20 protein-coding genes and 1 pseudogene are annotated in these 22,051 nt (G+C 42.1%); 13 read left to right on the top strand and 8 right to left on the bottom strand.

Translation table 11 applies throughout. The annotated features are described in order from the left end of the window. A pseudogene (locus UYI_RS0119080) lies at positions 1-327 on the top strand (DUF1565 domain-containing protein); the annotation flags it as partial. A gap of 171 nt (positions 328-498) precedes the next feature. Here UYI_RS0119080 and UYI_RS0119075 read toward each other — a convergent pair. Then, entirely contained in the window at positions 499-2,883 is a 2,385-nt protein-coding gene (locus tag UYI_RS0119075; protein WP_016868267.1) for a CHASE2 domain-containing serine/threonine-protein kinase, read from the bottom strand. Between the two features lie 764 nt (positions 2,884-3,647). Between UYI_RS0119075 and UYI_RS0119070 the strand changes: the two genes are divergently transcribed. The 3 genes from UYI_RS0119070 (at position 3,648) to UYI_RS0119060 (ending at position 7,835) form a co-directional block, all read left to right on the top strand. Further along, positions 3,648-4,172, top strand: coding sequence for a LabA-like NYN domain-containing protein (locus UYI_RS0119070; RefSeq protein WP_009454098.1), 525 nt, complete (start codon positions 3,648-3,650; stop codon positions 4,170-4,172). Between the two features lie 90 nt (positions 4,173-4,262). After that, positions 4,263-5,858: a 2-isopropylmalate synthase gene (locus UYI_RS0119065; protein WP_016868266.1), complete on the top strand. Its 1,596-nt coding sequence runs from the start codon at positions 4,263-4,265 to the stop codon at positions 5,856-5,858. Positions 5,859-6,371: 513 nt separating this feature from the next. After that, positions 6,372-7,835, top strand: coding sequence for a RecQ family ATP-dependent DNA helicase (locus tag UYI_RS0119060; protein WP_016868265.1), 1,464 nt, complete (start codon positions 6,372-6,374; stop codon positions 7,833-7,835). A gap of 106 nt (positions 7,836-7,941) precedes the next feature. Here the strand turns inward: UYI_RS0119060 and pheS are convergent, their stop codons facing one another. Further along, positions 7,942-8,934, bottom strand: coding sequence for a phenylalanine--tRNA ligase subunit alpha (gene pheS / locus UYI_RS0119055; protein WP_016868264.1), 993 nt, complete (start codon positions 8,932-8,934; stop codon positions 7,942-7,944). Between the two features lie 404 nt (positions 8,935-9,338). Between pheS and surE the strand changes: the two genes are divergently transcribed. Then, positions 9,339-10,136, top strand: coding sequence for a 5'/3'-nucleotidase SurE (gene surE / locus UYI_RS0119050; RefSeq protein WP_026086046.1), 798 nt, complete (start codon positions 9,339-9,341; stop codon positions 10,134-10,136). A 287-nt stretch (positions 10,137-10,423) separates the two neighbouring features. Here the strand turns inward: surE and UYI_RS0119045 are convergent, their stop codons facing one another. After that, positions 10,424-10,648 carry a hypothetical protein gene (locus UYI_RS0119045; RefSeq protein ID WP_146007633.1) on the bottom strand — a complete coding sequence of 75 codons (225 nt, stop codon included), beginning with the start codon at positions 10,646-10,648 and terminating at the stop codon, positions 10,424-10,426. Here UYI_RS0119045 and UYI_RS0119040 point away from each other — a divergent pair. Together UYI_RS0119040 and UYI_RS0119035 are read left to right on the top strand one after the other, a co-directional pair. Beyond that, positions 10,642-11,538, top strand: coding sequence for an MBL fold metallo-hydrolase (locus UYI_RS0119040; RefSeq protein WP_026086045.1), 897 nt, complete (start codon positions 10,642-10,644; stop codon positions 11,536-11,538). The genes UYI_RS0119045 and UYI_RS0119040 overlap by 7 nt on opposite strands. Positions 11,539-11,763: 225 nt before the next feature. Continuing rightward, positions 11,764-12,843: a bifunctional riboflavin kinase/FAD synthetase gene (locus UYI_RS0119035; protein ID WP_016868259.1), complete on the top strand. Its 1,080-nt coding sequence runs from the start codon at positions 11,764-11,766 to the stop codon at positions 12,841-12,843. A gap of 112 nt (positions 12,844-12,955) precedes the next feature. Here the strand turns inward: UYI_RS0119035 and UYI_RS36960 are convergent, their stop codons facing one another. After that, on the bottom strand, positions 12,956-13,093 hold the full coding sequence (locus UYI_RS36960; RefSeq protein ID WP_016868258.1) for a hypothetical protein: 138 nt from the start codon (positions 13,091-13,093) through the stop codon (positions 12,956-12,958). Between UYI_RS36960 and UYI_RS0119025 the strand changes: the two genes are divergently transcribed. The 3 genes from UYI_RS0119025 to secA all read left to right on the top strand — a co-directional run bounded on the left by UYI_RS0119025 (position 13,083) and on the right by secA (position 17,931). Next, positions 13,083-13,991: an AAA family ATPase gene (locus UYI_RS0119025; RefSeq protein ID WP_016868257.1), complete on the top strand. Its 909-nt coding sequence runs from the start codon at positions 13,083-13,085 to the stop codon at positions 13,989-13,991. The genes UYI_RS36960 and UYI_RS0119025 overlap by 11 nt on opposite strands. A 32-nt stretch (positions 13,992-14,023) precedes the next feature. Further along, complete coding sequence (locus tag UYI_RS0119020) at positions 14,024-14,569, top strand: cytochrome c (protein ID WP_016868256.1); 546 nt, start codon at positions 14,024-14,026, stop codon at positions 14,567-14,569. A gap of 569 nt (positions 14,570-15,138) precedes the next feature. Further along, positions 15,139-17,931 carry a preprotein translocase subunit SecA gene (secA, locus tag UYI_RS0119015; protein WP_016868255.1) on the top strand — a complete coding sequence of 931 codons (2,793 nt, stop codon included), beginning with the start codon at positions 15,139-15,141 and terminating at the stop codon, positions 17,929-17,931. Positions 17,932-18,166: 235 nt separating this feature from the next. Here the strand turns inward: secA and UYI_RS39065 are convergent, their stop codons facing one another. From UYI_RS39065 to UYI_RS0119005, 3 genes are read right to left on the bottom strand one after another with little or no spacing between them, the layout of a single operon-like run. Continuing rightward, positions 18,167-18,319 (bottom strand): hypothetical protein, encoded by a 153-nt coding sequence (locus UYI_RS39065; protein ID WP_235147973.1) that lies wholly within the window; start codon positions 18,317-18,319, stop codon positions 18,167-18,169. After that, positions 18,319-18,504, bottom strand: coding sequence for a type II toxin-antitoxin system VapC family toxin (locus UYI_RS39060; RefSeq protein ID WP_235147972.1), 186 nt, complete (start codon positions 18,502-18,504; stop codon positions 18,319-18,321). Before UYI_RS39060 ends, UYI_RS39065 begins: the two co-directional genes overlap by 1 nt. Positions 18,505-18,515: 11 nt before the next feature. Then, positions 18,516-18,776, bottom strand: coding sequence for a hypothetical protein (locus UYI_RS0119005; protein ID WP_016868254.1), 261 nt, complete (start codon positions 18,774-18,776; stop codon positions 18,516-18,518). Between the two features lie 171 nt (positions 18,777-18,947). Between UYI_RS0119005 and UYI_RS0119000 the strand changes: the two genes are divergently transcribed. From UYI_RS0119000 to UYI_RS32910, 3 genes are all read left to right on the top strand, one after another. Further along, complete coding sequence (locus UYI_RS0119000) at positions 18,948-19,679, top strand: cytochrome c biogenesis protein CcdA (protein ID WP_016868253.1); 732 nt, start codon at positions 18,948-18,950, stop codon at positions 19,677-19,679. A 211-nt stretch (positions 19,680-19,890) separates the two neighbouring features. After that, positions 19,891-21,303, top strand: coding sequence for a cytochrome c biogenesis protein (locus UYI_RS0118995; RefSeq protein ID WP_026086044.1), 1,413 nt, complete (start codon positions 19,891-19,893; stop codon positions 21,301-21,303). A gap of 95 nt (positions 21,304-21,398) precedes the next feature. After that, complete coding sequence (locus UYI_RS32910; RefSeq protein ID WP_016868251.1) at positions 21,399-21,587, top strand: hypothetical protein; 189 nt, start codon at positions 21,399-21,401, stop codon at positions 21,585-21,587. On the opposite strand, the gene UYI_RS0118985 is transcribed toward UYI_RS32910, so the two are convergent. Next, a partial coding sequence (locus UYI_RS0118985) for a zinc ribbon domain-containing protein (protein WP_016868250.1) occupies positions 21,572-22,051 on the bottom strand: 480 nt, incomplete at its 5' end. The two genes, UYI_RS32910 and UYI_RS0118985, sit on opposite strands and share 16 nt — an antisense overlap.

The raw sequence follows: 22,051 nt of genomic DNA, 5'->3' as shown, positions 1-22,051 counted from the left end.
GGGGTCAACCCAACTCCACCTCCAGTAGAAACACCTACACCTCCAACCCCTGTAGAAACACAAACGCCTCCACCTCCGGTAGAAACACCAACGCCTCCCACCCCAATTGACTCCACTGGAGTAAACCCAACTCCACCTCCAGTAGAAACGCCTACACCTCCAACTCCAGTAGAAACACCAACGCCTCCCACCCCTGTAGAAACACAAACGCCTCCACCTCCAGTAGAAACACCAACGCCTCCCACCCCAATTGACTCCACTGGAGTAAACCCAACTCCACCTCCGGTAGAAACACCTACACCTCCAGGCCCTCCACAAAATCAATAGATCGAGGGTATAAGTGCCAATTTTTACAATCAACTTAAATTTCCCCCGATTCTAAATCGGGGGACGAAAATGCTTGTGACGGTTTTAATTGCAGTACTTTGTGGTTAATTAGGCTATGAACCCAGAACTGAAGTTCTGGGCGGACTAACACTAGAGTGCGAACTTCGACTATTACTTCAAGTTGGGGGGATTGTCAATGTCTTGTATTAAAGTATCTTCTGGGACTTCAACCCAAGGTGTCGTAGGAATATCTGACTCTCTAAAATAAACAGAATTCAACAATGATTCATCGTTGGGTGAAGTATATTTGTTTTCGCGAATAATTAAACTGTTGAGTGCCTGTAGCGGTTCTGTTGCAGACTGATAACGCTGTTGAAAGTCTTCCTGCACCATTTTAGAGATAATTTCAGCAAAGGCAGGGCTAATATTTGCTTTGTGCATCCATTGCAATTCACCATTAGCATCTTTTTCCAGTTCGTGAGGAGGGATGCCAGTTAGCGCTTTAATGGCAATCATGCCAATTGCATAAATGTCACTATTATATTGTGGACGCCCAAAACATTGTTCAGTGGGTGCATAACCTTTAGTACCAATGCCAATGGTAAAGGCGGTTTGTTCTTGACTACCCAATATTTGGGTGGTTACTTCTTTAACAGCACCAAAGTCAATTAGTATCAGCTTGTTATCTGATTCTCGGCGGATGATGTTGCTAGGTTTGATATCTCGGTGTATCACACCATTTTGATGGACAAATATCAATATTTGCAATAATTCTCGCAAAATCTCGATTACTTCGGCTTCTGGAAGTTGTCTGCCGGGTGGTATTTCTTGACTAAGAGCATGACCATCGATGTATTCTTGAACTAAATAAAATTCTTCTTCTTGTTCAAAATAAGCGAAGAGTTGGGGTATTTGGTTATATGTTCCTAATTTCTGCAATGTTTGAGCTTCTGCATTAAATAGTCGTCTGGCAACTGCCAATTGTTCGGGTTTATGAGTAGCTGGTTTTAGTTGCTTGACTACACACAAAGGATTGCCTGGGAGTTGCATATCTTCAGCTATGTAGGTTTCACTGAATCCTCCTGCACCAAGTACTTTGACAATTTTATAGCGTCCGCCTAAAATTTTTCCTGATAACGCTATATCCAGTTGTTGAAGTAAATCTTGCAAGTCATCTTGTTGGCTGATAATTTCTTGGACAACGGGAGAAGATTTGTATTTATTAAAAATGATTAATAATTGATGTTTCCTCAAAAATTCTTTCGCTGCTTCCGTTGCCAGATAGGATAATCCGATTCCAGCGATCGCTATAACTGGAATAGCAGCAGGGAAAATTACCTGACCGTAGATAAATAATCCATAACTAATTCCTCCCCAACTAATAGCAAGAATTACACTGTACAAAAATCTTTTAATGACATGCTTGCTTTTAGCAATAACTACTGCACATATGCCTACTAAACTAAACACAAATAAACCACGCAAAGGTGCAGTATGAATAGCTTGGGCAATGCTTTTTCCTTCCATCAAAGTTGCGATCGCATTGGCATGAATTTCTACTCCCGACATTGGTTCTGGATATAACCAGCTAGAAGCTGCTGGTACTAAGTAATAATCTTTTGCTGCTTGGGATGTGACTCCAATCAGGACAATTTTGTCTTTGAATACCTTGCCTTGTTGTAAATAAGTATTCCAATTTTCTGGGTCGAGTACATGCCAAAATGGATACATTTCAAAAGTACCCGCGCTGCCATAAAAATATATGCGATCGCCTTTTGGTCGAGGATAATTTATTTGAGCTGCCCTTAAAACTGCTTCAGTAAAAGAGGGAATTTTATCGGTAGGAACAAAACCTTCTTGTGCCTCTAATAATTTGGGAAACTCACTAGCTAAACGGTGTACTTTATCATCTACCTCTTTGGGAAAATTCACCGAACCTATTGACACTGAACCTGTACGAAACATCTGGTGAGGTTGAGTTAATTGCCAAAAAATACCTTGGTGAGTTTCGGAATTTTCGTAAATTGCGGCTAAGGATACTTTACTTCCATAACGCTGCAAAACTGCCTGTAATTTGCGATCGTTTTTATTATTACTTGGTAAATCGAATAATATATCTACAGCTACATGACGTGCTCCTGCTTGTACCAACTTTTCGATGACTTGGGCATATGCTACACGTCGAAAAGGAAAGACTTGCAGTGGTTCTAAATAAGCATAGGCTTGCGGATTTGTTTTGTAATACTGTCCTGGCACTGATATCGACTGTTCATCAATCGCCAAAATCACAATGTCTTCGTTGGGAACTACGGATCCTCGGAGAATAAAAAAAACAGAATATGCTTGATTTTCTAGTAATTCTACCCAGCCATAACTGGAAGCACTCAGCAGCGCTGCTGAAATTGCCCAACAACCAGCAAGTAAATTACCTAAGCGCCCCATCAGCTTTGTCTGACGTACTGATGTTGCCAAAGTTGCTTTTGTTGATTTACTTGAGGTTTGATTGGCAGCTGAGACATCTTTTTTAGCTAATGTATATATAGGTTCTTCCGGCATATGTATTGCTGATTGATTTACTGTGATTTTATTTATTTACGCACTCTTTTAGGACAATAAACTTGAAATAAGGCTTAAATGGAAAACTTATACATTTGTAAACTAACCTCTATTTATCATCAAAGTTGCATTAGCACTGAACAGAAAATATCTGACATATTAGCTAGACAATACCTGAATTTTGACTTAACTTAGCCATTTAGAGTTATTTTTCCAAACAGACATGGGTTGCAGCGAAATATTACTGCTATGGAGTAAGCTGCTATTCCATACTAGAGGATACACTTCTACAGAAGTTGCTCCCGAACCTACACTATTAGCTGTATGTAACAGGGCAATCCCTGCTCTACCTGAAGAAGTATTCTCTATTTAAAGGCTTTACTGAAAAGCAATCTCGTATCGTGTGCAATCCTTGCTCTGTCCCAAGAAATAATTTCAACCTCAACTTTACACTAAGCCTGATTACACCACTTTAGGAGTAAACTTAATTGGTATACAGCCATTCTAAGCTGTTACTTAGTCAATTTGATTCGTAGATTTTGACTACGGGGTGCAATTAACAGCGCCGAGTGTGAAAAATGTTAAGCACTTGGTTATCCTTAATAACTATGTTTCTGGCAATTTTATACTTTCAGAGGGGTTAAATATAACTTATATATGACATTATAATTTATAGATAATAGCAAATTTGTCATTTTAAAATTGCTATAATCTACTGCTCAATCTAAATTCTTCTTTATCTATATTTTAGGTGTAACTTTACTATGGGTTCCTCTATGAATCGTCTGTCTATTTTTGTAGACGGAAACAATATGTTCTATGCTCAACAAAAAAATGGCTGGTTTTTTGATCCGCGACGAGTTTTAGAATACTTCAGACATGAGCAGCCAGACACAACCTTAATAAATGCATTCTGGTACACTGGCTTAAAAGATCAACAAGATCAGCGAGGTTTTAGAGATGCTTTAATAAGTTTAGGATATACAGTTAGAACTAAAGTTCTCAAAGAATATTATGATGATTCTTCTGGTCGTTATTCACAAAAAGCTAATTTAGATATAGAAATTGTAGTAGATATGTTTAATACAGTAGACCAATATGACCGAGTTGTTTTATTTAGTGGCGATGGAGATTTTGAAAGAGCAATAGAATTATTACGTTCAAAAAATACTCATATTACAGTGGTATCAACAGAGGGAATGATTGCTAGGGAATTACGCAATGCTACGGATAGATATATAGATTTAAATGATATTCGTGACCAAATAGAAAAAGTAGACGCATTATAATTTCGATACTTATTTACAAATTATAAAAGTAAAAAAATTAAGTTTTAAGGTATTTTAAACCACAAGTAAACACTAAACAACAAACAGCCAATGAAAACTCAACCAGAAAAAATTATTATCTTTGACACCACCCTTAGAGATGGCGAACAATGCCCAGGTGCAACTTTGAATATTGATGAAAAGCTTGCTATTGCTAAGCAATTAGCGCGCTTGGGTGTGGATGTGATTGAAGCTGGTTTTGCCTTTGCAAGTCCTGGAGATTTTGAAGCAGTAAATAAAATTGCTCAAATTGTAGGGACAGAAAATGGGCCTGTAATTTGTAGTTTAGCAAGAGCAAGACAAGAAGATATTAAAGCTGCTGCCCAAGCCATAGAACCAGCTGCAAAAAAAAGAATTCATACTTTTATAGCTACTTCTGATATTCACCTCAAATACAAACTGAGAAAAAGTAGGCAAGAGGTGTTAGCGATCGCAGAAGAAATGGTTGCTTATGCGAAAAGTTTTACTGATGATATAGAATTTTCTCCTGAAGATGCGGGACGTTCTGATCCAGAATTTCTCTATGAAGTTTTAGAAAGAGCGATCGCGGCTGGGGCGACAACAGTTAATATTCCTGATACTGTTGGTTACACAACTCCAACAGAATTTGGAGGATTAATCAAAGGAATTAAAGAAAACGTTCCTAATATTAACCAAGCAATTATTTCTGTTCACGGACATAATGATTTAGGTTTAGCCGTTGCTAACTTTTTAGAAGCAGTCAAAAATGGTGCTAGACAGTTAGAATGTACCATTAATGGCATTGGCGAAAGAGCCGGAAATGCAGCCCTAGAAGAATTAGTAATGGCATTGCATGTGCGGCGGCAATATTTTAATCCCTTCTTGGGACGCCCAACAGAATCTGAAGAACCACTCACAAATATCGACACCAAGCAGATTTATAGAACCTCACGTATGGTTTCTAATTTAACAGGAATGCTGGTGCAACCAAACAAAGCAATTGTTGGTGCAAATGCCTTTGCTCACGAATCAGGAATTCACCAAGATGGTGTGCTAAAAAACAAGCTCACCTATGAAATTATGGATGCCCAATTAATTGGTTTGACAGAAAATCAAATTGTATTGGGTAAGCATTCTGGTAGAAACGCTTTCCGCACACGCTTGCGAGAATTAGGTTATGAACCAACAGAAACAGAATTAAACAAAGCATTCGTCAGATTCAAAGAAGTAGCAGATAAAAAGAAAGAAATTACAGATTGGGATTTAGAAGCTATAGTTAATGATGAAATCCAACAAGCTCCTGATCTGTTTAAGTTAGAGTTAGTGCAAGTTTCCTGTGGTAGCAACGCCAAACCCACCGCCACAGTCACCCTACGTAATCCAGAAGGTGACGAATTAATTGATGCTGCGATTGGTACAGGCCCTGTGGATGCAGTTTACAAAGCTATTAACCGTGTTATCAATGTACCCAACCAGTTAATTGAGTTTTCTGTGCAATCAGTCACAGCTGGCATAGATGCCATCGGAGAAGTAACAATTCGCCTCCGGCATGAAGATAGAGTCTTCTCTGGTCATGCAGCAAATACAGATATTATTGTGGCATCGGCGCAGGCATACGTTAACGCCTTAAATAGACTATACGCTTGGTTGCAAAATCAACCCAAGCAAGAGGAAGTGACTGCTTAGAAAATACTAGGATTGTAGTGAGGACTTTAGTCCTCATTACATAAAAAATTGTTTCTGCACTGCAATTGTTACTACTTTTTGAAATTGTGAAATTGTGGAAGTAAAAAAGGCGTTGCATAGAATGAGGATGTAGACACGTCACGGCTTCCCCCAGAGTAGAATTAACCGCCAAGACGCCAAGAACGTCAAGTTCTTTTATATTTACCAGAGAAAATATCCACAAATTATAGCGCTTCTTATTTGGATGAAGTGTAGTTTTATTGGTGTTCCATGAGTGTACCCTGCACCGTAGACACGGAGTGGCTTCCGTAGGTAGCCTATGAGCGCGTCAACGTTTTTACCTGTACTACACCTAATTGCAAACCGGTGTATGCAACGCCGTAAAAATATTTTTTGGGGGTTGTAAGAAGCACATGTAACTTTGAGCGATCGCTAATATATATAAAATTACTGAGCCAGGAATCTTTCAGTAGAGGATATATTCAAAAAATTAATTCCATCTGCTACTAGCTCATGAATAACTCTGCAAAAATATCCTGGAATGAGGTATTAGTTGCATTTCAAGAGATTTGGGGTTACAAAGATTTTCGTTCGCCACAGGGAGAAATCATCCGTAGTTTATTGGCAAAAAATGATGCACTCATTATCATGCCTACTGGTGGCGGAAAATCTATTTGCTTTCAGTTGCCGGCCTTGTTACAAACAGGATTAACTTTGGTGGTTTCGCCTTTAGTAGCGCTGATGGAAAATCAAGTCCAAGAACTACGCCAACGTAAGTTAAGCGCTGCACTTTTACATAGCGAATTACCCTCTTGGCAGCGACGAAAAATTCTGCAAGCTTTGGAACAACAAAAGTTGAGATTATTATATTTATCGCCAGAAACTTTACTTAGCCCGCCAGTATGGCAAATATTATGCCAGTCACAACTTACAATTAACGGCTTGATTTTAGATGAGGCACATTGTTTAGTGCAATGGGGAGATACTTTTAGACCCGCCTATCGAAGAATTGGGGCAGTGCGACCAGCACTGTTGAAATCAAAACCAACAGGAACAAAAATAACGCTAGCCGCTTTCACTGCCACCGCCGATCCTCTAGCCCAAAAAGTAATCCAAGAAACTTTACAACTAAACCAACCAGCAGTATTTCTTTTAGACCCTTATCGTCCTAATCTTAACCCAAGAGTTCGATTAGTTTGGACTCCAAGGGATAGAAAGCAACAATTATTAAAATTTATCAGAGAAAAACAACAAACAGCAGGATTAGTTTACGTTCGCAGCAGGCGAGATAGCGAGAATTTAGCTGCATGGTTGCAACAGATGGGTTATGTGACAGCCAGTTATCATGCAGGACTGAGTGCAGAAGAACGGCGCATGATTGAAACTGCTTGGATAGAAGGGAAAATGCCCTTTGTTGTCTGCACTTCTGCTTTTGGTATGGGGATAAACAAATCAGATGTGCGTTGGGTGGTTCATTTTCACGCACCTTTGTTGTTATCGGAGTATGTACAAGAAATTGGACGCGCCGGACGAGATGGTAAACCAGCCGAGACGTTGACTTTGGTAAGTGAACCTACGGGGTGGTTAGATCCAGAAGATAAGCAAAGACAGAATTTTTTTGAGGATAAAATGCGATCGCAACAGCTAGAAGCACAGCAATTAATCAAAAAACTACCAAAAACAGGGGAAATAAATGCACTCACACGGCAGTATCCCGATGCTGCTATTGCTCTTTCTCTCCTGCACACTACCGGGCAACTCAACTGGCTTGACCCTTTTCACTACAGCATTGTGTCTGCTACAAAAAATCAGCCTGTAAGTCAATTGCACGCCACCAAGCAGATGAATAAGTATCTGACAACCAAGCAGTGTCGTTGGCAGTTTTTGTTAAATGCCTTTGGTTTTCATCAAAAGGGTGAAAATTGGCATTGTGGTCATTGTGATAATTGTCGTAGGGGCGAAGCATTTGATGAGTAATCTTTCCACAAAACCAATCAATTATCGCCCAAATGCTTCGCCCGTACATTTGGTCATTACTTAAACAAATGACAAATGACAAAGGACAAATGACAAATGACCATTTTTAAAACTGCTGCAAAAAGCGCAAATCGCTAGTATATACACGGCGAATATCATCTAGTTGGTGCAGCACCATCGCAAAGCGTTCCACGCCAAAACCGGCGGCAAAGCCAGTATAAACTTCTGGGTCGTATCCTACCGCTTTCAACACATTTGGATCAACCATACCGCAGCCCATCACTTCTAACCAGCGTCCATTCCACTGTAAGTCAACTTCCGCAGATGGTTCTGTAAATGGGAAATAACTGGCACGGAAGCGAATTGGCAACTCACCAAATATTTGTTGCAAAAATATCTTGATCGTACCCTTGAGATCGGTAAAAGTTAGTCCTTCATCAATTGCTAAAAGTTCAATTTGATGAAAAACTGCCGCGTGAGTAGCATCCACGTTATCTCTCCGATAGACCCTTCCTGGTGCGACAATGCGGATAGGAGGTTCCTCGGCTTCCATGTAACGAATTTGCACCGATGAGGTATGAGTCCGTAGCAAGTTACCATCCGGCAAGTAGAAAGTATCCTGCATATCGCGGGCCGGGTGGTCAGGCGGGGTATTTAGGGCCTCGAAATTGTAGTAGTCTGTTTCCATTTCTGGCCCAGAAGCCACCGTATAGCCCATACCGACAAAAATATCCAGCGCCCGGTCAATCATGCCGTTGATTGGATGAACTCGGCCTTGGGGGCGGTAAATTCCCGGCATGGTAACGTCTAAAGTTTCCGCCTCCAGCTGTGCTTGAATTTTAGCTGCTTCCAGGGTCGTGCGTTGCTGGTCAAGGCTTTTTTGCAGTGCTTCTTTAACTGTATTAGCGATCGCTCCTATTTTTGGTCGTTCCTCTGCTGGGAGTTTACCCATACCGCCCAGAAGCACTGATAAACTACCTTTTTTGCCAAGATACTTGACTCTTAATTCTTCAAGAGTTTCTAAGGTAGTGGCAGCTGCGATCGCTTTTTCTCCTTCCTCTTGCAGTGCCAAAAGTTGAGTCTCTAAATTACTTGTCATTAGTTAATAGTCAAATTGGTCATTGGTCATCGGTCATTGGTCATTGGTCATTGGTCATTAACTTTGGACTAATGACAAAGGACAAATGACAAAAGACTAATCAAATTAATTAATAAGTCAATTGTGCATCAAAGGCAACGGTTGCAACGCAACCTGTTACTACCAGTTTAGAAGCGATATTAGGGAATGGGTAGTCTGGCGAGATGGGGAACTCACCGGCCCCCACTCCCCTAAGGGAGTGGGGATTAGGGGCAATGGGGAGATGGGGAACTCACCGGCCCCCACTCCCTGATACCCGATCCCCAATCCCTTTTTTCATATGTTGTGACTTGTGGCATTGACAATTGACCAAAGACTGTTGACTAATGACTTAATGACAAATGACACATGCACTGAATCAACAGATGAAATTACTTATCAGTAACGATGACGGTATTTATGCCTTGGGTATTCGCACCCTTGCTAATACATTGGCAGAAGCAGGACATGAAGTCACTGTAGTTTGTCCAGATCGAGAACGTTCGGCTACTGGGCATGGACTGACTTTACATCAACCAATTCGCGCTGAAATTGTCGAGTCTATTTTTCATCCTGCCGTCAAAGCTTGGGCTTGTGATGGTACTCCCTCTGACTGTGTAAAATTAGCACTGTGGGCTTTGCTTGATTCTCCCCCCGACCTAGTTCTTTCTGGTATTAATCAAGGTGGGAATTTGGGAACAGAAATTCTTTATTCTGGTACTGTTTCTGCGGCAATGGAGGGCTTAATTGAAGGTATTCCCAGTGTGGCACTTAGTCTTACTAGTTTGTCTTCTAAAGATTTTCAACCAGCAGCGAAATTTGCCAAAATCTTAGTGGAATATCTGGTGGCAAAACCTTTGGTAGATTTGATGTTGCTGAATGTTAACATTCCTGCTGTGACATGGGAAGAAATTTCCGGAGTTGTCATCACTCGCCAAGGGGTGCGACGCTATGTTGATGTTTTTGATAAAAGAGTTGATCCGCGTGGTAAGACTTACTACTGGTTAACGGGAGAGGTTTTAGAAGATATAGAACCACCAGTAGGTTTGAATTTGCCTCAAGATATACCTATGGACGTGCATGTCATCCGTGATAACTACATTAGTGTGACGCCATTACAATACAACCTGACCTACGGCACAGGGTTGCATCAATTATCTCAGTGGAACTTCAAACTAAAGTAAATTTTAGGAGTATGAATAACCGTAATGTGATGGTTAAATGCATCACGATTAAATATAGGCTATAAAGTAGGAGCGCACTTGCAAATAACCCTTATAAAAACTCCAAAAGCTTGAGATTGACCTTAGAGTTTACCTAATTTATTTTGCGTAAAATCTACCTGGGTCAAGGTACGCTCTTTTACTAATAAATTCACTCTCTATCAAAAGAAGTGAAACGGCATAAACTTAACGCAATAAGTAACATTTTTAGATTGACCGATAATTCCTTAATGGTACAAGCCCCCAGATTAATCTGTGGAGGCAATCCAAAATCTAAAATCCGATGATGATTTGATGGTACAAGCCCCCAGATTAATCTGTGGAGGCAATCCGTCTTGAAAAGCTTTGATCGCCGGAAGCCCTAGCACCCTACGGGAAGCCGCAAAGCGTCTACAAACTTTTCGCAAAATCCAAAATCCAAAATCTAAAATCGGATGATCGCCCGCTAGTCCAGCAAGCAACACCCATGTCAAGGATAGAGAACCAATTTACCGTGCATTTTTGGGGCGTTCGCGGCAGTATCCCCTGTCCGGGACCAAACACCGTCCATTACGGAGGTAATACCCCTTGCGTTGAAATGCAAGTGGATGGCAAACGCTTAATTTTTGATGGTGGCACGGGATTGCATGTTTTAGGGCAATCTTTGTTGCCCAAAATGCCTATAGAAGCTCACATATTTTTCACTCATTCCCATTGGGATCACATGCAAGGTTTTCCCTTCTTTACCCCGGGGTTTGTGAGGGGAAATACCTTTCATATTTATGGAGCGATCGCTCCTGATGGTTCAACCGTAGAACAGCGCCTCAATGACCAGATGTTGCATCCAAATTTTCCTGTTCCCTTGCAAATAATGCAGGCAAATTTAGATTTCTACGACGTAATACCAGGACAAGCCATACGTATTGATGATATTTCCGTAGAAACGGCTCCACTTAACCATCCAGGCGAAGCAGTCGGATACCGAGTCAATTGGCGTGGTGGTGCTGCTGTTTACATTACGGATACCGAACATTTTGCAGACAGGCTGGATGAAAATGTCCTGTGGCTAGCTCGTGACGCTGACATCCTGATTTACGATTCTACATATACCGATGAAGAATATCATTCACCAACCAATCCTAAAATTGGTTGGGGACATTCTACATGGCAAGAAGCTGTGAAGGTAGCCAAAGCCGCCAATGTTAAGACACTAGTAATTTTTCACCACGATCCTGGCCATGATGATGAATTTTTAGATCGTGTAGGGGAAGAAGCACGCCAGAAATTTCCTGGTGCAGTTATGGCACGGGAAGGAATGGTGCTTCAGGTTCCTGTTTCAGTTCCTTTATCAGAATCTTTTCCTATTAGTAAGTTTTCTATGTAAATATTGCCAAGGAAGCAATTCTAGATTTTAGATTAGATTGGTGATCAAGAGCTTATTCTACAGGTAAGCGCCCTTTGGGTGTCTGTGGTATGAGTTAGTAACAAGGCAAAAGCTGATAGCACTAAATGTCTTGAAAGCTTCTACCACAGGCTAAAAACGCCCACAAAGGCAATTCCCTGAGGGTTAGCAAAAAAGCTGAACAAAACCTAAAATCCCAGAATCGACGTGCTAAATTTGTCTCAAAATGGGTGTTCTGTGTGGGTAACATCTTCACCTGAATTGGCTCTGACGCCAACAGCTGTCGCGCTTGGCAAGTTTGACGGTGTACATCGTGGTCATCAACGAGTGATTCAACCTATTCTGCCACCGTTTAGGAAAGATGGGGAGAACCGGAGATGGGGAGAACCGGAGATGGGGAGAACCGGAGATGGGGAAAAAGTTACCCCACCACCCCACAACGGTTCCATCTTTTCAACCGTCGTCACCTTCGATCCTCATCCCCAAGAGTTTTTTACAGGTAAACCCAGGAGTTTGCTCACACCATTGGATGAAAAAGTCTATCAGTTGCGATCGCTTGGAGTACAACAACTAGTACTATTACCCTTCGATAAAGAACTATGTGCTTTGACTCCAGAAGAATTTGTAGAAAAAATTCTCGTTCAACAATTGCAAGCAGTACAAATTAGCGTTGGGCAAGATTTTCGTTTTGGTTCTAGACGTACTGGTACCGCCCGTGACCTACAAATCATTGCTGCTAAATACAAAATTCCTGTTACCATCGCCTCTCTTGAAACTTGTGCAGAATCTCAAGAAAATAATACCGAGGTAGACCAACAGACTCGAATTAGCAGTTCACTTATCCGCGAAATTCTTGCTAGTGGCGACATTGAACGAGCTAACCAATTGCTGGGACGACCTTACACCCTCATTGGTACTGTGATTAAAGGTCAACAAATAGGCAGAACTATTGGATTTCCTACCGCTAACCTCGAATTACCCAAAGACAAGTTTCTGCCTCACCACGGTGTTTACGCAGTCCGTGTTTTTACTGTTAGTGAAACATTAGATATTACAGGAAATGACTATTTTGGCGTCATGAATATAGGTAATCGCCCCACAGTCAATGGTATTAATCTTTCAGTCGAAGTACATCTATTTGATTGGTTTGGTGATTTATATGGTAAAAAGCTGGCAGTGCATCTCGAAAAGTTTTTACGACCAGAACAAAAATTTCCTAATCTAGAAGCACTCAAAACACAAATTCAACTAGACTGTAGTGCCGCTAGAGCTTTTTTTCAATGTTGAGTGTTAATTTTGTCTCGCTAAGGGAACACTAATAAAGGAAAAGGGAAAGAGGAACGGGGACAAGGAGGACAAGGGAGACAAGGAGGACAAGGAGGACAAAGGGAATTAGTTACTATATTATTCTCCTCACACTCCCCACACTCCCCACACTCCCCATCTCCCCATCTCCCCATCTCCCCATCTCCCCATCTCCCCATCTCCCCACCTCCCCCTCTCCCGCTACCCAATCCCCAATTTCTATGAGAGACAAAATTGACGCCCTCACACAAAATTTGGCTTACACTATTGTTGGCAAAAATGAGGCCATACGCTTAGTACTAGTTGCTTTACTAGCAGGTGGTCATGCCTTGCTCGAAGATGTTCCGGGAGTCGGTAAAACTCTCTTAGCAAAAGCACTCGCCCGTTCAATTGATGGTAAGTTTCAAAGACTACAATGCACCCCTGATTTACTACCAACCGACATCACCGGCACTAACATCTGGAATCCCAAAAGCGGCGAATTTCACTTTCTCCCCGGCCCAGTATTTGCCAATGTCTTATTAACTGATGAAATTAATCGCGCTACACCGCGCACCCAATCGGCTTTACTAGAAGTTATGGAAGAACAACAAGTAACAGCCGATGGTGTCTCCCGTGCTGTTCCCACACCATTTTTTGTTATTGCTACTCAAAACCCCATCGAATACCAAGGTACTTTTCCTCTGCCAGAAGCACAGATGGACAGGTTTATGCTGTCCTTGAGTTTGGGTTATCCTTCCGAAGCAGAAGAACTACAAATGCTGCAACGCCTGGATAAGGGAGTGAATGTTGCCGATTTACAACCTTGTATTAGCTTGGCACAAGTACAAGAATTGCGGCAAATCGTAGCTCAAATCAAGGTAGATATTTCCTTGCAACAGTACATCCTTGACTTAGTGCGGGCGACGCGATGCGATGAGGAAATTACTCTGGGGGTAAGTCCCCGTGGTACGGTAGCGTTACATAGAGCTACTCAAGCACTGGCTTTTTTATTGGGGCGTGATTACGCCATTCCCGATGACGTGAAATTTCTTGCTCCTCATGTTCTTTGTCATCGTCTCATCCCCACAGGTGGACGCAGTGCTAAAAGTGTAATGGAAAGATTATTGCGGGCAGTTCCGATTCCTTAAATTTGTTGAAGTTATTTGTGTGAGTGTGAGGAATGACTAATCTAACTAAGTATCACAAGCGTCGCCAATTCAAAAGAAAATCTTTAGGTTTATTGTTAGTAGTCCTAACTTGGAGTTTGGCTATGGGTTGGCTCATTTCCTTCGCAACAAATGCCCAAAGCGCAACTCCTACCTCTGAAATCGGCACTGTAGATGTAGTACCTGCTCAGTATCAACTCGGACAAGAACTTTACTTAGAAAATTGCTCTAGTTGTCATATTGCCCTACCGCCACAAGTTTTACCCACCCAAACTTGGAAAAATATTCTGCAAGACTCGCAACATTACGGCGGCCAAATTCAACCTCTTGTCGATCCACCACGCCTTTTGGTTTGGAGATATCTTTCCACTTTTTCCCGTCCTATCCTAGAAGACGAACAAACACCTTATCGGGTCAACAACTCTCGTTTTTTCAAAGCTTTACACCCCCAAATTAAATTGCCACGTCCTGTAGAGATCAATAGCTGTGTCTCCTGTCATCCTAGTGCCAATGAGTATAATTTCCGTCGTCTGACTCCGGAGGGGGAGAATTCTAATTAAGTGGGGAAGTGTGAGGAGTAATGTAGAGACGCGCTGTTTGAAGCGTCTGGGAGTGTGGGAAGTGTGAGGAGTAAAAGAAATATTTATCCTTGTACTTCTCATACTCCTCACACCCCTCATACCCCTCATACTCCTCACACCCCTCACACCCCTTACTCCACAAAGAACGGCATCGCTACTTGAGCATGGTCGGGCTTCACTGCCTCATCTGGAAGCGAAATGATACTATTAATAAAGTTTCAAATATAAACTCCTAATTTAAAGCCATCATTTAGTAACTAGATTATTTTGTCTCGTTGCTGCTTTGGTTGGAAGTTTCCATTGCCAACCTATTTATAGAGTATTAAATTCAGTGAACAGTGAACATTTATCAGTTATCAAGCGTATGGTGGGGAATTTTACCCACAGCTAACAACTAATTACCACCAATTGGTGGGGGACTTTAATCCAAAGAACAAAACTGATAACTGACAACTGATAACTGATAAAACTCAGTTGGGTCAAATACATATAATCAATAACCCAAATCTAAAATTCCCGTCCCCGTTGATTTTGTTAAATAATCTGCCATGCTAAAAACTTTGTTGGGCGACCCCAACGCTCGTAAGCTTAAAAAATACCAACCTTACATCACTGAAATTAACCTCTTAGAGGAAGATATCAAAGCCCTTTCTGATGAAGAACTTAAGGGCAAAACAGCAGAGTTTAAGCAGCGTCTGACAAAAGGCGAAACTCTTGATGACATTCTCAGCGAAGCTTTTGCTGTAGTCAGGGAAGCCGGACGGCGAGTCTTAGGGTTGCGGCACTTTGATGTGCAGTTGCTGGGTGGTGTAATTTTGCACACAGGGCAAATTGCCGAAATGAAAACTGGTGAAGGTAAAACCCTTGTGGCAACTTTACCTAGCTATTTAAATGCTCTCACGGGCAAAGGTGTACACGTAGTGACTGTTAACGATTACCTGGCTCGTCGGGATGCGGAATGGATGGGGCAGGTGCATCGCTTCTTGGGTTTGAGTGTAGGTTTGATTCAGGCTAGTATGACCCCCCAAGAGCGCAAAAAAAACTATGACTGTGATATTACTTATGTCACTAACAGTGAGGTAGGATTTGACTACCTACGCGACAACATGGCAACATCAATCACGGATGTAGTGCAGCGCCCATTCAACTACTGCGTGATTGACGAGGTAGACTCAATTTTAATTGACGAAGCGCGGACACCGTTAATTATTTCTGGGCAAGTCGAACGCCCCACAGAAAAATATATAGAAGCAGCCCGGATCGCTGCCGCTTTGCAAAAAGATGAGCATTATGAAGTAGATGAAAAAGCCCGTAACGTCCTGCTAACAGATGAAGGCTTTGCGCAAGCAGAACAGCTTTTGGGAGTAAAAGATTTATTTGACCCTGAAGATCCTTGGGCGCACTTTGTTTTCAACGCGATTAAAGCCAAAGAACTGTTCCTGAAGGACGTTAACTATATTGTCCGCAACGGAGAAGTAGTCATCGTTGATGAATTTACCGGGCGGGTTCTACCGGGACGGCGTTGGAGTGATGGTCTGCACCAAGCAATTGAAGCCAAAGAACACGTAGAGATTCAACCAGAAACCCAAACTTTGGCGACCATTACTTATCAAAACCTGTTTTTGCTTTATCCAAAATTAGGTGGAATGACAGGAACGGCAAAAACGGAAGAAGCCGAATTTGAAAAAATTTACAAACTGGAAGTAACCGTCATTCCTACCAACCGCGTCAGGAGACGGGAAGACTTGTCCGACATGGTGTTTAAGAATGAGGCGGGCAAGTGGCGAGCGATCGCCAAAGAATGTGCCGAAATGCACCAAATTGGTAGACCCGTATTGGTAGGAACTACAAGTGTAGAAAAATCTGAGTATCTCAGCCAGTTGTTGAAGCAAATGGACATTCCCCACGAATTACTCAACGCCCGACCAGAAAACGTGGAGCGGGAAGCGGAGATTGTCGCTCAAGCAGGACGTAAAGGTGCTGTGACTATCGCCACTAACATGGCTGGTAGAGGTACGGATATTATCTTGGGTGGTAACGCTGAATATATGGCTCGTTTGAAGATGCGGGAATACTTCATGCCCCGGATCGTCAAGCCAGAAGATGAAGATATGTTTAGCGTCCATAGGGCAGCTGGTTTGCCTCCCGCTTCCGGTGGTGGACAAGGCTTTGCCCCTGGGAAAAAAGTCAAAACTTGGAAAGCTTCGCCCCAGGTTTTCCCAACTCAGCTTTCTAAAGAAGCAGAACAACTGCTCAAACAAGCAGTAGAAATGGCAGTCAAAGCCTATGGCGATCGCAGTTTACCAGAATTGGAAGCAGAAGAAAAAGTTGCTGTCGCCGCCGAAAAAGCCCCCACTGACGACCCTGTAATTCAGAAATTGCGGGAAGCTTACAACCGTATCAAGCAAGAGTATGAAGTGTTTACCAGTCGGGAACACCAAGAAGTAGTAGACCTGGGAGGCTTACACGTAATTGGTACAGAACGCCACGAGTCACGGCGGATTGACAACCAGTTACGGGGACGTGCGGGACGCCAAGGCGACCCTGGTTCCACCAGATTCTTCCTCAGCTTAGAAGATAACTTGATGCGGATCTTTGGTGGCGATCGCGTTGCGAAATTAATGGAAGCCTTCCGCGTTGAGGAAGACATGCCGATCGAATCTGGGATGCTTACCCGCAGCTTAGAAGGCGCCCAGAAAAAAGTCGAAACCTACTACTACGATATCCGTAAGCAGGTATTTGAGTACGACGAGGTGATGAACAACCAACGCCGTGCTATTTACGCCGAACGCCGCCGGGTGTTGGAAGGACAAGACCTGAAAGAACAAGTGATTGAGTATGCTGAAAGAACGATGGATGACATCGTTAACTACTACATCAATCCAGACTTGCCTTCAGAAGAGTGGGAACTAGATAAGTTAGTTGAGAAAGTCAAAGAATTTGTTTATCTACTAGCAGATTTACAATCATCTCAACTAGTAGATATGTCAATGAGTGAGATTAAAGCCTTCTTGCATGAACAGGTAAGAATTGCCTACGACATGAAGGAAGCGCAAATAGACCAAATTCAACCCGGATTGATGCGCCAAGCCGAACGCTTCTTTATCTTGCAGCGAATTGACACCCTCTGGCGAGAACACCTACAACAAATGGATGCTTTGCGTGAGTCCGTAGGATTACGGGGTTATGGTCAAAAAGATCCATTAATTGAATACAAGACCGAGGGTTACGAACTCTTCTTGGATATGATGACCAATATTCGTCGAGATGTGGTCTACTCCTTGTTTATGTTCCAACCCCAACCTCAAGCAGTAGTGCAAACATCCTCTGAGATGGTATAAGCTAAAACAGCCAAATTTATTTCATGCAAAGACGCTAAGAATAACTTAGCGTCTTTATATTTTGGTGGAAGATGTATGATAGAACGATAATATCGACAGGTTGTTTATCCTTAACACCAAGCGTATTGACTTATAGCCAAGATTCCACCAAAAAAGATTGTGCTTGCTGAATTCGGACAAAATCGCTGTCGGCAGAAACAAGGATGAGATTGTGCTGAATCGCTGTTACCGCAATCTAGAGATCACGGTCATCAAATCCCAAATCTCCAACACTTTTACTCCGACGTTTGCTTTTATCTTTAGGGGCAAACTGATTAAAAACTGCTGCTTTGAGTTGACTGTAAAAAATAGCGGTTTCTTCGTCAATAAAATATAAGTCAACACTCATCAAAATGCTTGAACTGCGGCAAGGTTTTGGGCTTGTCGTTCTGATTTTTCGGTCATGTAGAGCAGTTCGCCGTAAGTGATGATGCTGATACCGATGTCACTGGCAGAACGAGATTGCAGAGCGGCAATGACGTTAGGGATATTATTAATGATGTAACTGCAATGGTTGGTATCTAATAGATACATGGAGACAGAAATCAAAACTGGGCTAGTGAGCGGGTTTCATAGACTGAGCGAAGACAGTCTTCCAAATCATTGCCTTGCCAGGTTCCAGCAAATTTCACCAGATCACCCGCCTTGGTTCCTCGTTTAATTGGAGCCAGTCGACGAAGCGGACGTTGACTAATACTACTTTTACTTTGGAGGGAATCCAGGAAGTTGCTGACCAAGGAGAGTTGATCCGGTGGCAATTGGGCTAGTTGTTGTTCGATTTTTTGGCGCAGTTCCGTGTAAGTCATGAGTACCTCGCTATTTCGATTGCCTATCTTCTCGACTTCTTAATTTTACAATTGACCTTAAGCCCATCGTTGAACATTGCGAGTCTCCAACAGCATAGTGATAACTCCCACCCGTTAGCGCAAATTAAGCTACAATTCAAGCAGTGCAAGGACTTTCCATTTATCTAGCCCATGCTTGAAAACCTGCAAACCAAATTTTACGAACTAGAACAATTCGCTAACTCCCTTGTCTCTAATCAGTTGACGCACCTGAGTTTGCTAAGCATAGGTATAATTTTTATTGCTGGGCTACTCACCAGTCTCACACCTTGTATGCTGTCTATGTTGCCTATCACTATCGGCTACATCGGCGGTTACGAGGCGAAAAGCCGCCTGCAAGCTGCTGCCCAGTCTACTTGGTTTGCTTTAGGATTAGCAACTACTCTTGCAAGTTTAGGAATTGTAGCAGCTTTGGTTGGAAAAGTCTACGGTCAAATCGGTTTTGGTTTACCAATTATTGTTAGCGTTATAGCTATCCTGATGGGGCTGAATTTACTAGAAGCTTTGCCCTTACAAATGCCCTCTTTTGGCGGTACAGAGTGGATTTCTCAAGAATTACCCCAAGGTGTGCGCGCCTATGCGATCGGTCTGAGTTTTGGTTTAGTTGCTTCTCCTTGCAGTACTCCTGTTTTGGCAAGTTTATTAGGTTGGGTTGCTAATACACAAGACTTAATTTTAGGTGCGGTTTTGCTTATTTCCTACACCGCAGGTTATGTAGCACCATTAATTTTGGCAGGTACCTTTACTGCTTCTGTTAAAAAGATACTAGAATTACGCCGTTGGTCTGGTTGGATTAACCCAATTAGCGGGGCGTTGTTAGTAGGATTTGGTGTTTTTTCTCTCGTTTCTCGGATTCCTTTTTAATAGGGTTGTTTGTTGATGGTTGTTTGTTGTTTGGTGTTTGTTGTCAGTTGTTTGATATTTGTTGTTTGGATGTTGTCACTACCAACAATCAACTACCAACGCTCAACTACCAAAAATCAACTACCAAAAATCAACTACCAACAATCAACTACCAAAAATCAACTACCAACAATCAACTACCAACGATCAACTACATAATTTATTAATTCAAATGACTTTAGACAATACAAATAATACAGTTACTGAACAATCTACAGAACAATCAAATGGGTGGTTGATCGCGCGGATATTACGACAGGATTTTTTACCTGTATTAACAGATTTACGTTTAGCGATCGCACTCCTACTAATTATTGCTCTGTTTAGTATCACTGGTACAGTCATTGAACAAGGTCAATCACTGAATTTTTACCAAGCTAATTATCCAGAACACCCAGCTTTATTTGGTTTCCTATCTTGGAAAGTTATTTTAACTTTGGGGCTAGATCATGTTTATCGTACCTGGTGGTTTTTAGCTTTACTGATATTTTTTGGTACTAGCTTGACTGCTTGTACTTTTACCCGTCAGTTACCAGCTTTAAAAGCAGCCCGTCGTTGGAAATTTTATGATCAACCCCGACAATTTACTAAGTTAGCATTGAGTGCAGAACTAGATAATGGTTCTGTTGATTCTCTTACCCAAATATTAAAGAAGCGCAGCTATAAAGTTTTTCAAGCAACAGATAAAGCTAATATTCTTTATGCCCGCAAAGGAATCATTGGACGCATCGGCCCAATCATTGTACATATTGGTATAGTTGTGATTCTTTTAGGGTCAATTTGGGGGGCGATGACTGGATTTATGGCCCAGGAAATGGTTGCCAGTGGTAATACATTCCAAGTTAAAAATATTATTGATGCAGGGCCTTGGGCTGCAACCCGCATACCTAAAGATTGGTCTGTGCGTGTGAATCGTTTTTGGATTGATTATACTCCTAGTGGCAGTATTGACCAGTTTTACTCAGATTTATCTGTTTTAAATAACCAAAACCAAGAAGTTGATCACAAGACAATTTTTGTTAATCAACCTCTGCGTTATCGGGGTGTGACTTTTTACCAAACAGACTGGGGAATTGCTGCTGTGCGAGTGCGGGTGAGCCAAAGCCCGGTGTTTCAGATACCAATGGCGCTGTTAAATACCAATGGAAATGGCCGGATCTGGGGAACCTGGATTCCCACAAAACCAGATTTAAGCGAGGGTGTCTCCCTACTAGCCAAAGATTTACAAGGAACAGTGTTAATTTATGACGCCGCAGGCCAACTATTCAACACTTTGCGGACAGGTATGTCCACCCAAATTAATGGTGTGAAACTGACTATTTTGGATGTGGTTGGTAGTACCGGTTTACAAATTAAAGCCGATCCAGGAATTCCTATTGTTTATACTGGATTTGCCTTGTTGATGTTGGGTGTGGTGATGAGTTATTTTTCCCACTCCCAAATTTGGGCATTGCAGATCGATGGACGTATGTATGTGGGTGGCAAAACTAATCGCGCCCAGGTAGCATTTGAACAGGAAATGTTGGGAATATTGGATTCTCTCAGTCAAGAACAAACAAATGAGGAGAAGGCGATCGCTTTGTAAAATTTAATAGGTAGCAAATTTTCTGTCTTAGGATGGTACAGCCAGAAAGCAATCAGTATTAACCTAAACTAGACGATTGTGGAGAAAAGCTACCAATGAGTGGTGAGGGTGAGAAAAAGTATAAGGAATTAGAGATTAAGTACAAAAAAGTTGACGTGATTGCGAGAGTTGTAGGGGCGATAGCAGCAATTGCTTCTGCTACAGCTGCTTTCCTCGCTTTACGAAACTACACAAATAATCCTGTTTCTGCACCAAAGCCTTTCATGAACTACCCCGCCGCATAGGCGGACGGGGTTTTGCCCGGTTCCGCCATGTTGCTAGATTTTTGTCTCCTCATTTGCCCAAGTTGCTTCATAGATCCAGTATTGTTTCGTTTACTAGTCTTTGACGTAGAGCTTAGACATCCGAAACTATCGAGGCTGGTTCCCAACCCCGGTTGTTGATTAGTCACAACGTTATACAGCACCATCGCGCTACTCGCGTCACGTGGTACTTCAAACTCACATTTTGAACAGACATGATGACGAGTTGACAATTCTGCCCATTCTTTGTGGACGGTTCCGCATTTTGGACAACGTTGAGATGGCTTGACATCCTTGGTAGGTAGCACAATCATCAATCCGCCCTTCGCCTCAATCTTATAGGTCAGCATCTTGTTCAGGGTGACAAAACCGACTGAGAGAATGGATTTATTGAGTCCTGCTTTTTGCTTTCTTCTTTTACTACCTTTTTTCGCTTTTCTCGTCAT

It is taken from the genome of Fischerella muscicola PCC 7414 (genome assembly GCF_000317205.1).
GTDB classification, from domain to species: Bacteria; Cyanobacteriota; Cyanobacteriia; order Cyanobacteriales; family Nostocaceae; genus Fischerella; species Fischerella muscicola.
Note: the sequence above shows the minus strand (reverse complement) of the source record. Positions and strands in the feature narration are given on the sequence as shown.

What these genes read in the sequence shown, in the direction of transcription:
- UYI_RS0119075 (WP_016868267.1), bottom strand. Translation starts at nt 2,883, where the DNA reads ATGCCGGAAGAACCTATATATACATTAGCTAAAAAAGATGTCTCAGCT.
- UYI_RS0119070 (WP_009454098.1), top strand. Translation starts at nt 3,648, where the DNA reads ATGGGTTCCTCTATGAATCGTCTGTCTATTTTTGTAGACGGAAACAAT.
- UYI_RS0119065 (WP_016868266.1), top strand. Translation starts at nt 4,263, where the DNA reads ATGAAAACTCAACCAGAAAAAATTATTATCTTTGACACCACCCTTAGA.
- UYI_RS0119060 (WP_016868265.1), top strand. Translation starts at nt 6,372, where the DNA reads ATGAATAACTCTGCAAAAATATCCTGGAATGAGGTATTAGTTGCATTT.
- pheS (WP_016868264.1), bottom strand. Translation starts at nt 8,934, where the DNA reads ATGACAAGTAATTTAGAGACTCAACTTTTGGCACTGCAAGAGGAAGGA.
- surE (WP_026086046.1), top strand. Translation starts at nt 9,339, where the DNA reads ATGAAATTACTTATCAGTAACGATGACGGTATTTATGCCTTGGGTATT.
- UYI_RS0119040 (WP_026086045.1), top strand. Translation starts at nt 10,642, where the DNA reads ATGTCAAGGATAGAGAACCAATTTACCGTGCATTTTTGGGGCGTTCGC.
- UYI_RS0119025 (WP_016868257.1), top strand. Translation starts at nt 13,083, where the DNA reads ATGAGAGACAAAATTGACGCCCTCACACAAAATTTGGCTTACACTATT.
- UYI_RS0119020 (WP_016868256.1), top strand. Translation starts at nt 14,024, where the DNA reads ATGACTAATCTAACTAAGTATCACAAGCGTCGCCAATTCAAAAGAAAA.
- secA (WP_016868255.1), top strand. Translation starts at nt 15,139, where the DNA reads ATGCTAAAAACTTTGTTGGGCGACCCCAACGCTCGTAAGCTTAAAAAA.
- UYI_RS39065 (WP_235147973.1), bottom strand. Translation starts at nt 18,319, where the DNA reads ATGAGTGTTGACTTATATTTTATTGACGAAGAAACCGCTATTTTTTAC.
- UYI_RS39060 (WP_235147972.1), bottom strand. Translation starts at nt 18,504, where the DNA reads ATGTATCTATTAGATACCAACCATTGCAGTTACATCATTAATAATATC.
- UYI_RS0119005 (WP_016868254.1), bottom strand. Translation starts at nt 18,776, where the DNA reads ATGACTTACACGGAACTGCGCCAAAAAATCGAACAACAACTAGCCCAA.
- UYI_RS0119000 (WP_016868253.1), top strand. Translation starts at nt 18,948, where the DNA reads ATGCTTGAAAACCTGCAAACCAAATTTTACGAACTAGAACAATTCGCT.
- UYI_RS0118995 (WP_026086044.1), top strand. Translation starts at nt 19,891, where the DNA reads ATGACTTTAGACAATACAAATAATACAGTTACTGAACAATCTACAGAA.
- UYI_RS32910 (WP_016868251.1), top strand. Translation starts at nt 21,399, where the DNA reads ATGAGTGGTGAGGGTGAGAAAAAGTATAAGGAATTAGAGATTAAGTAC.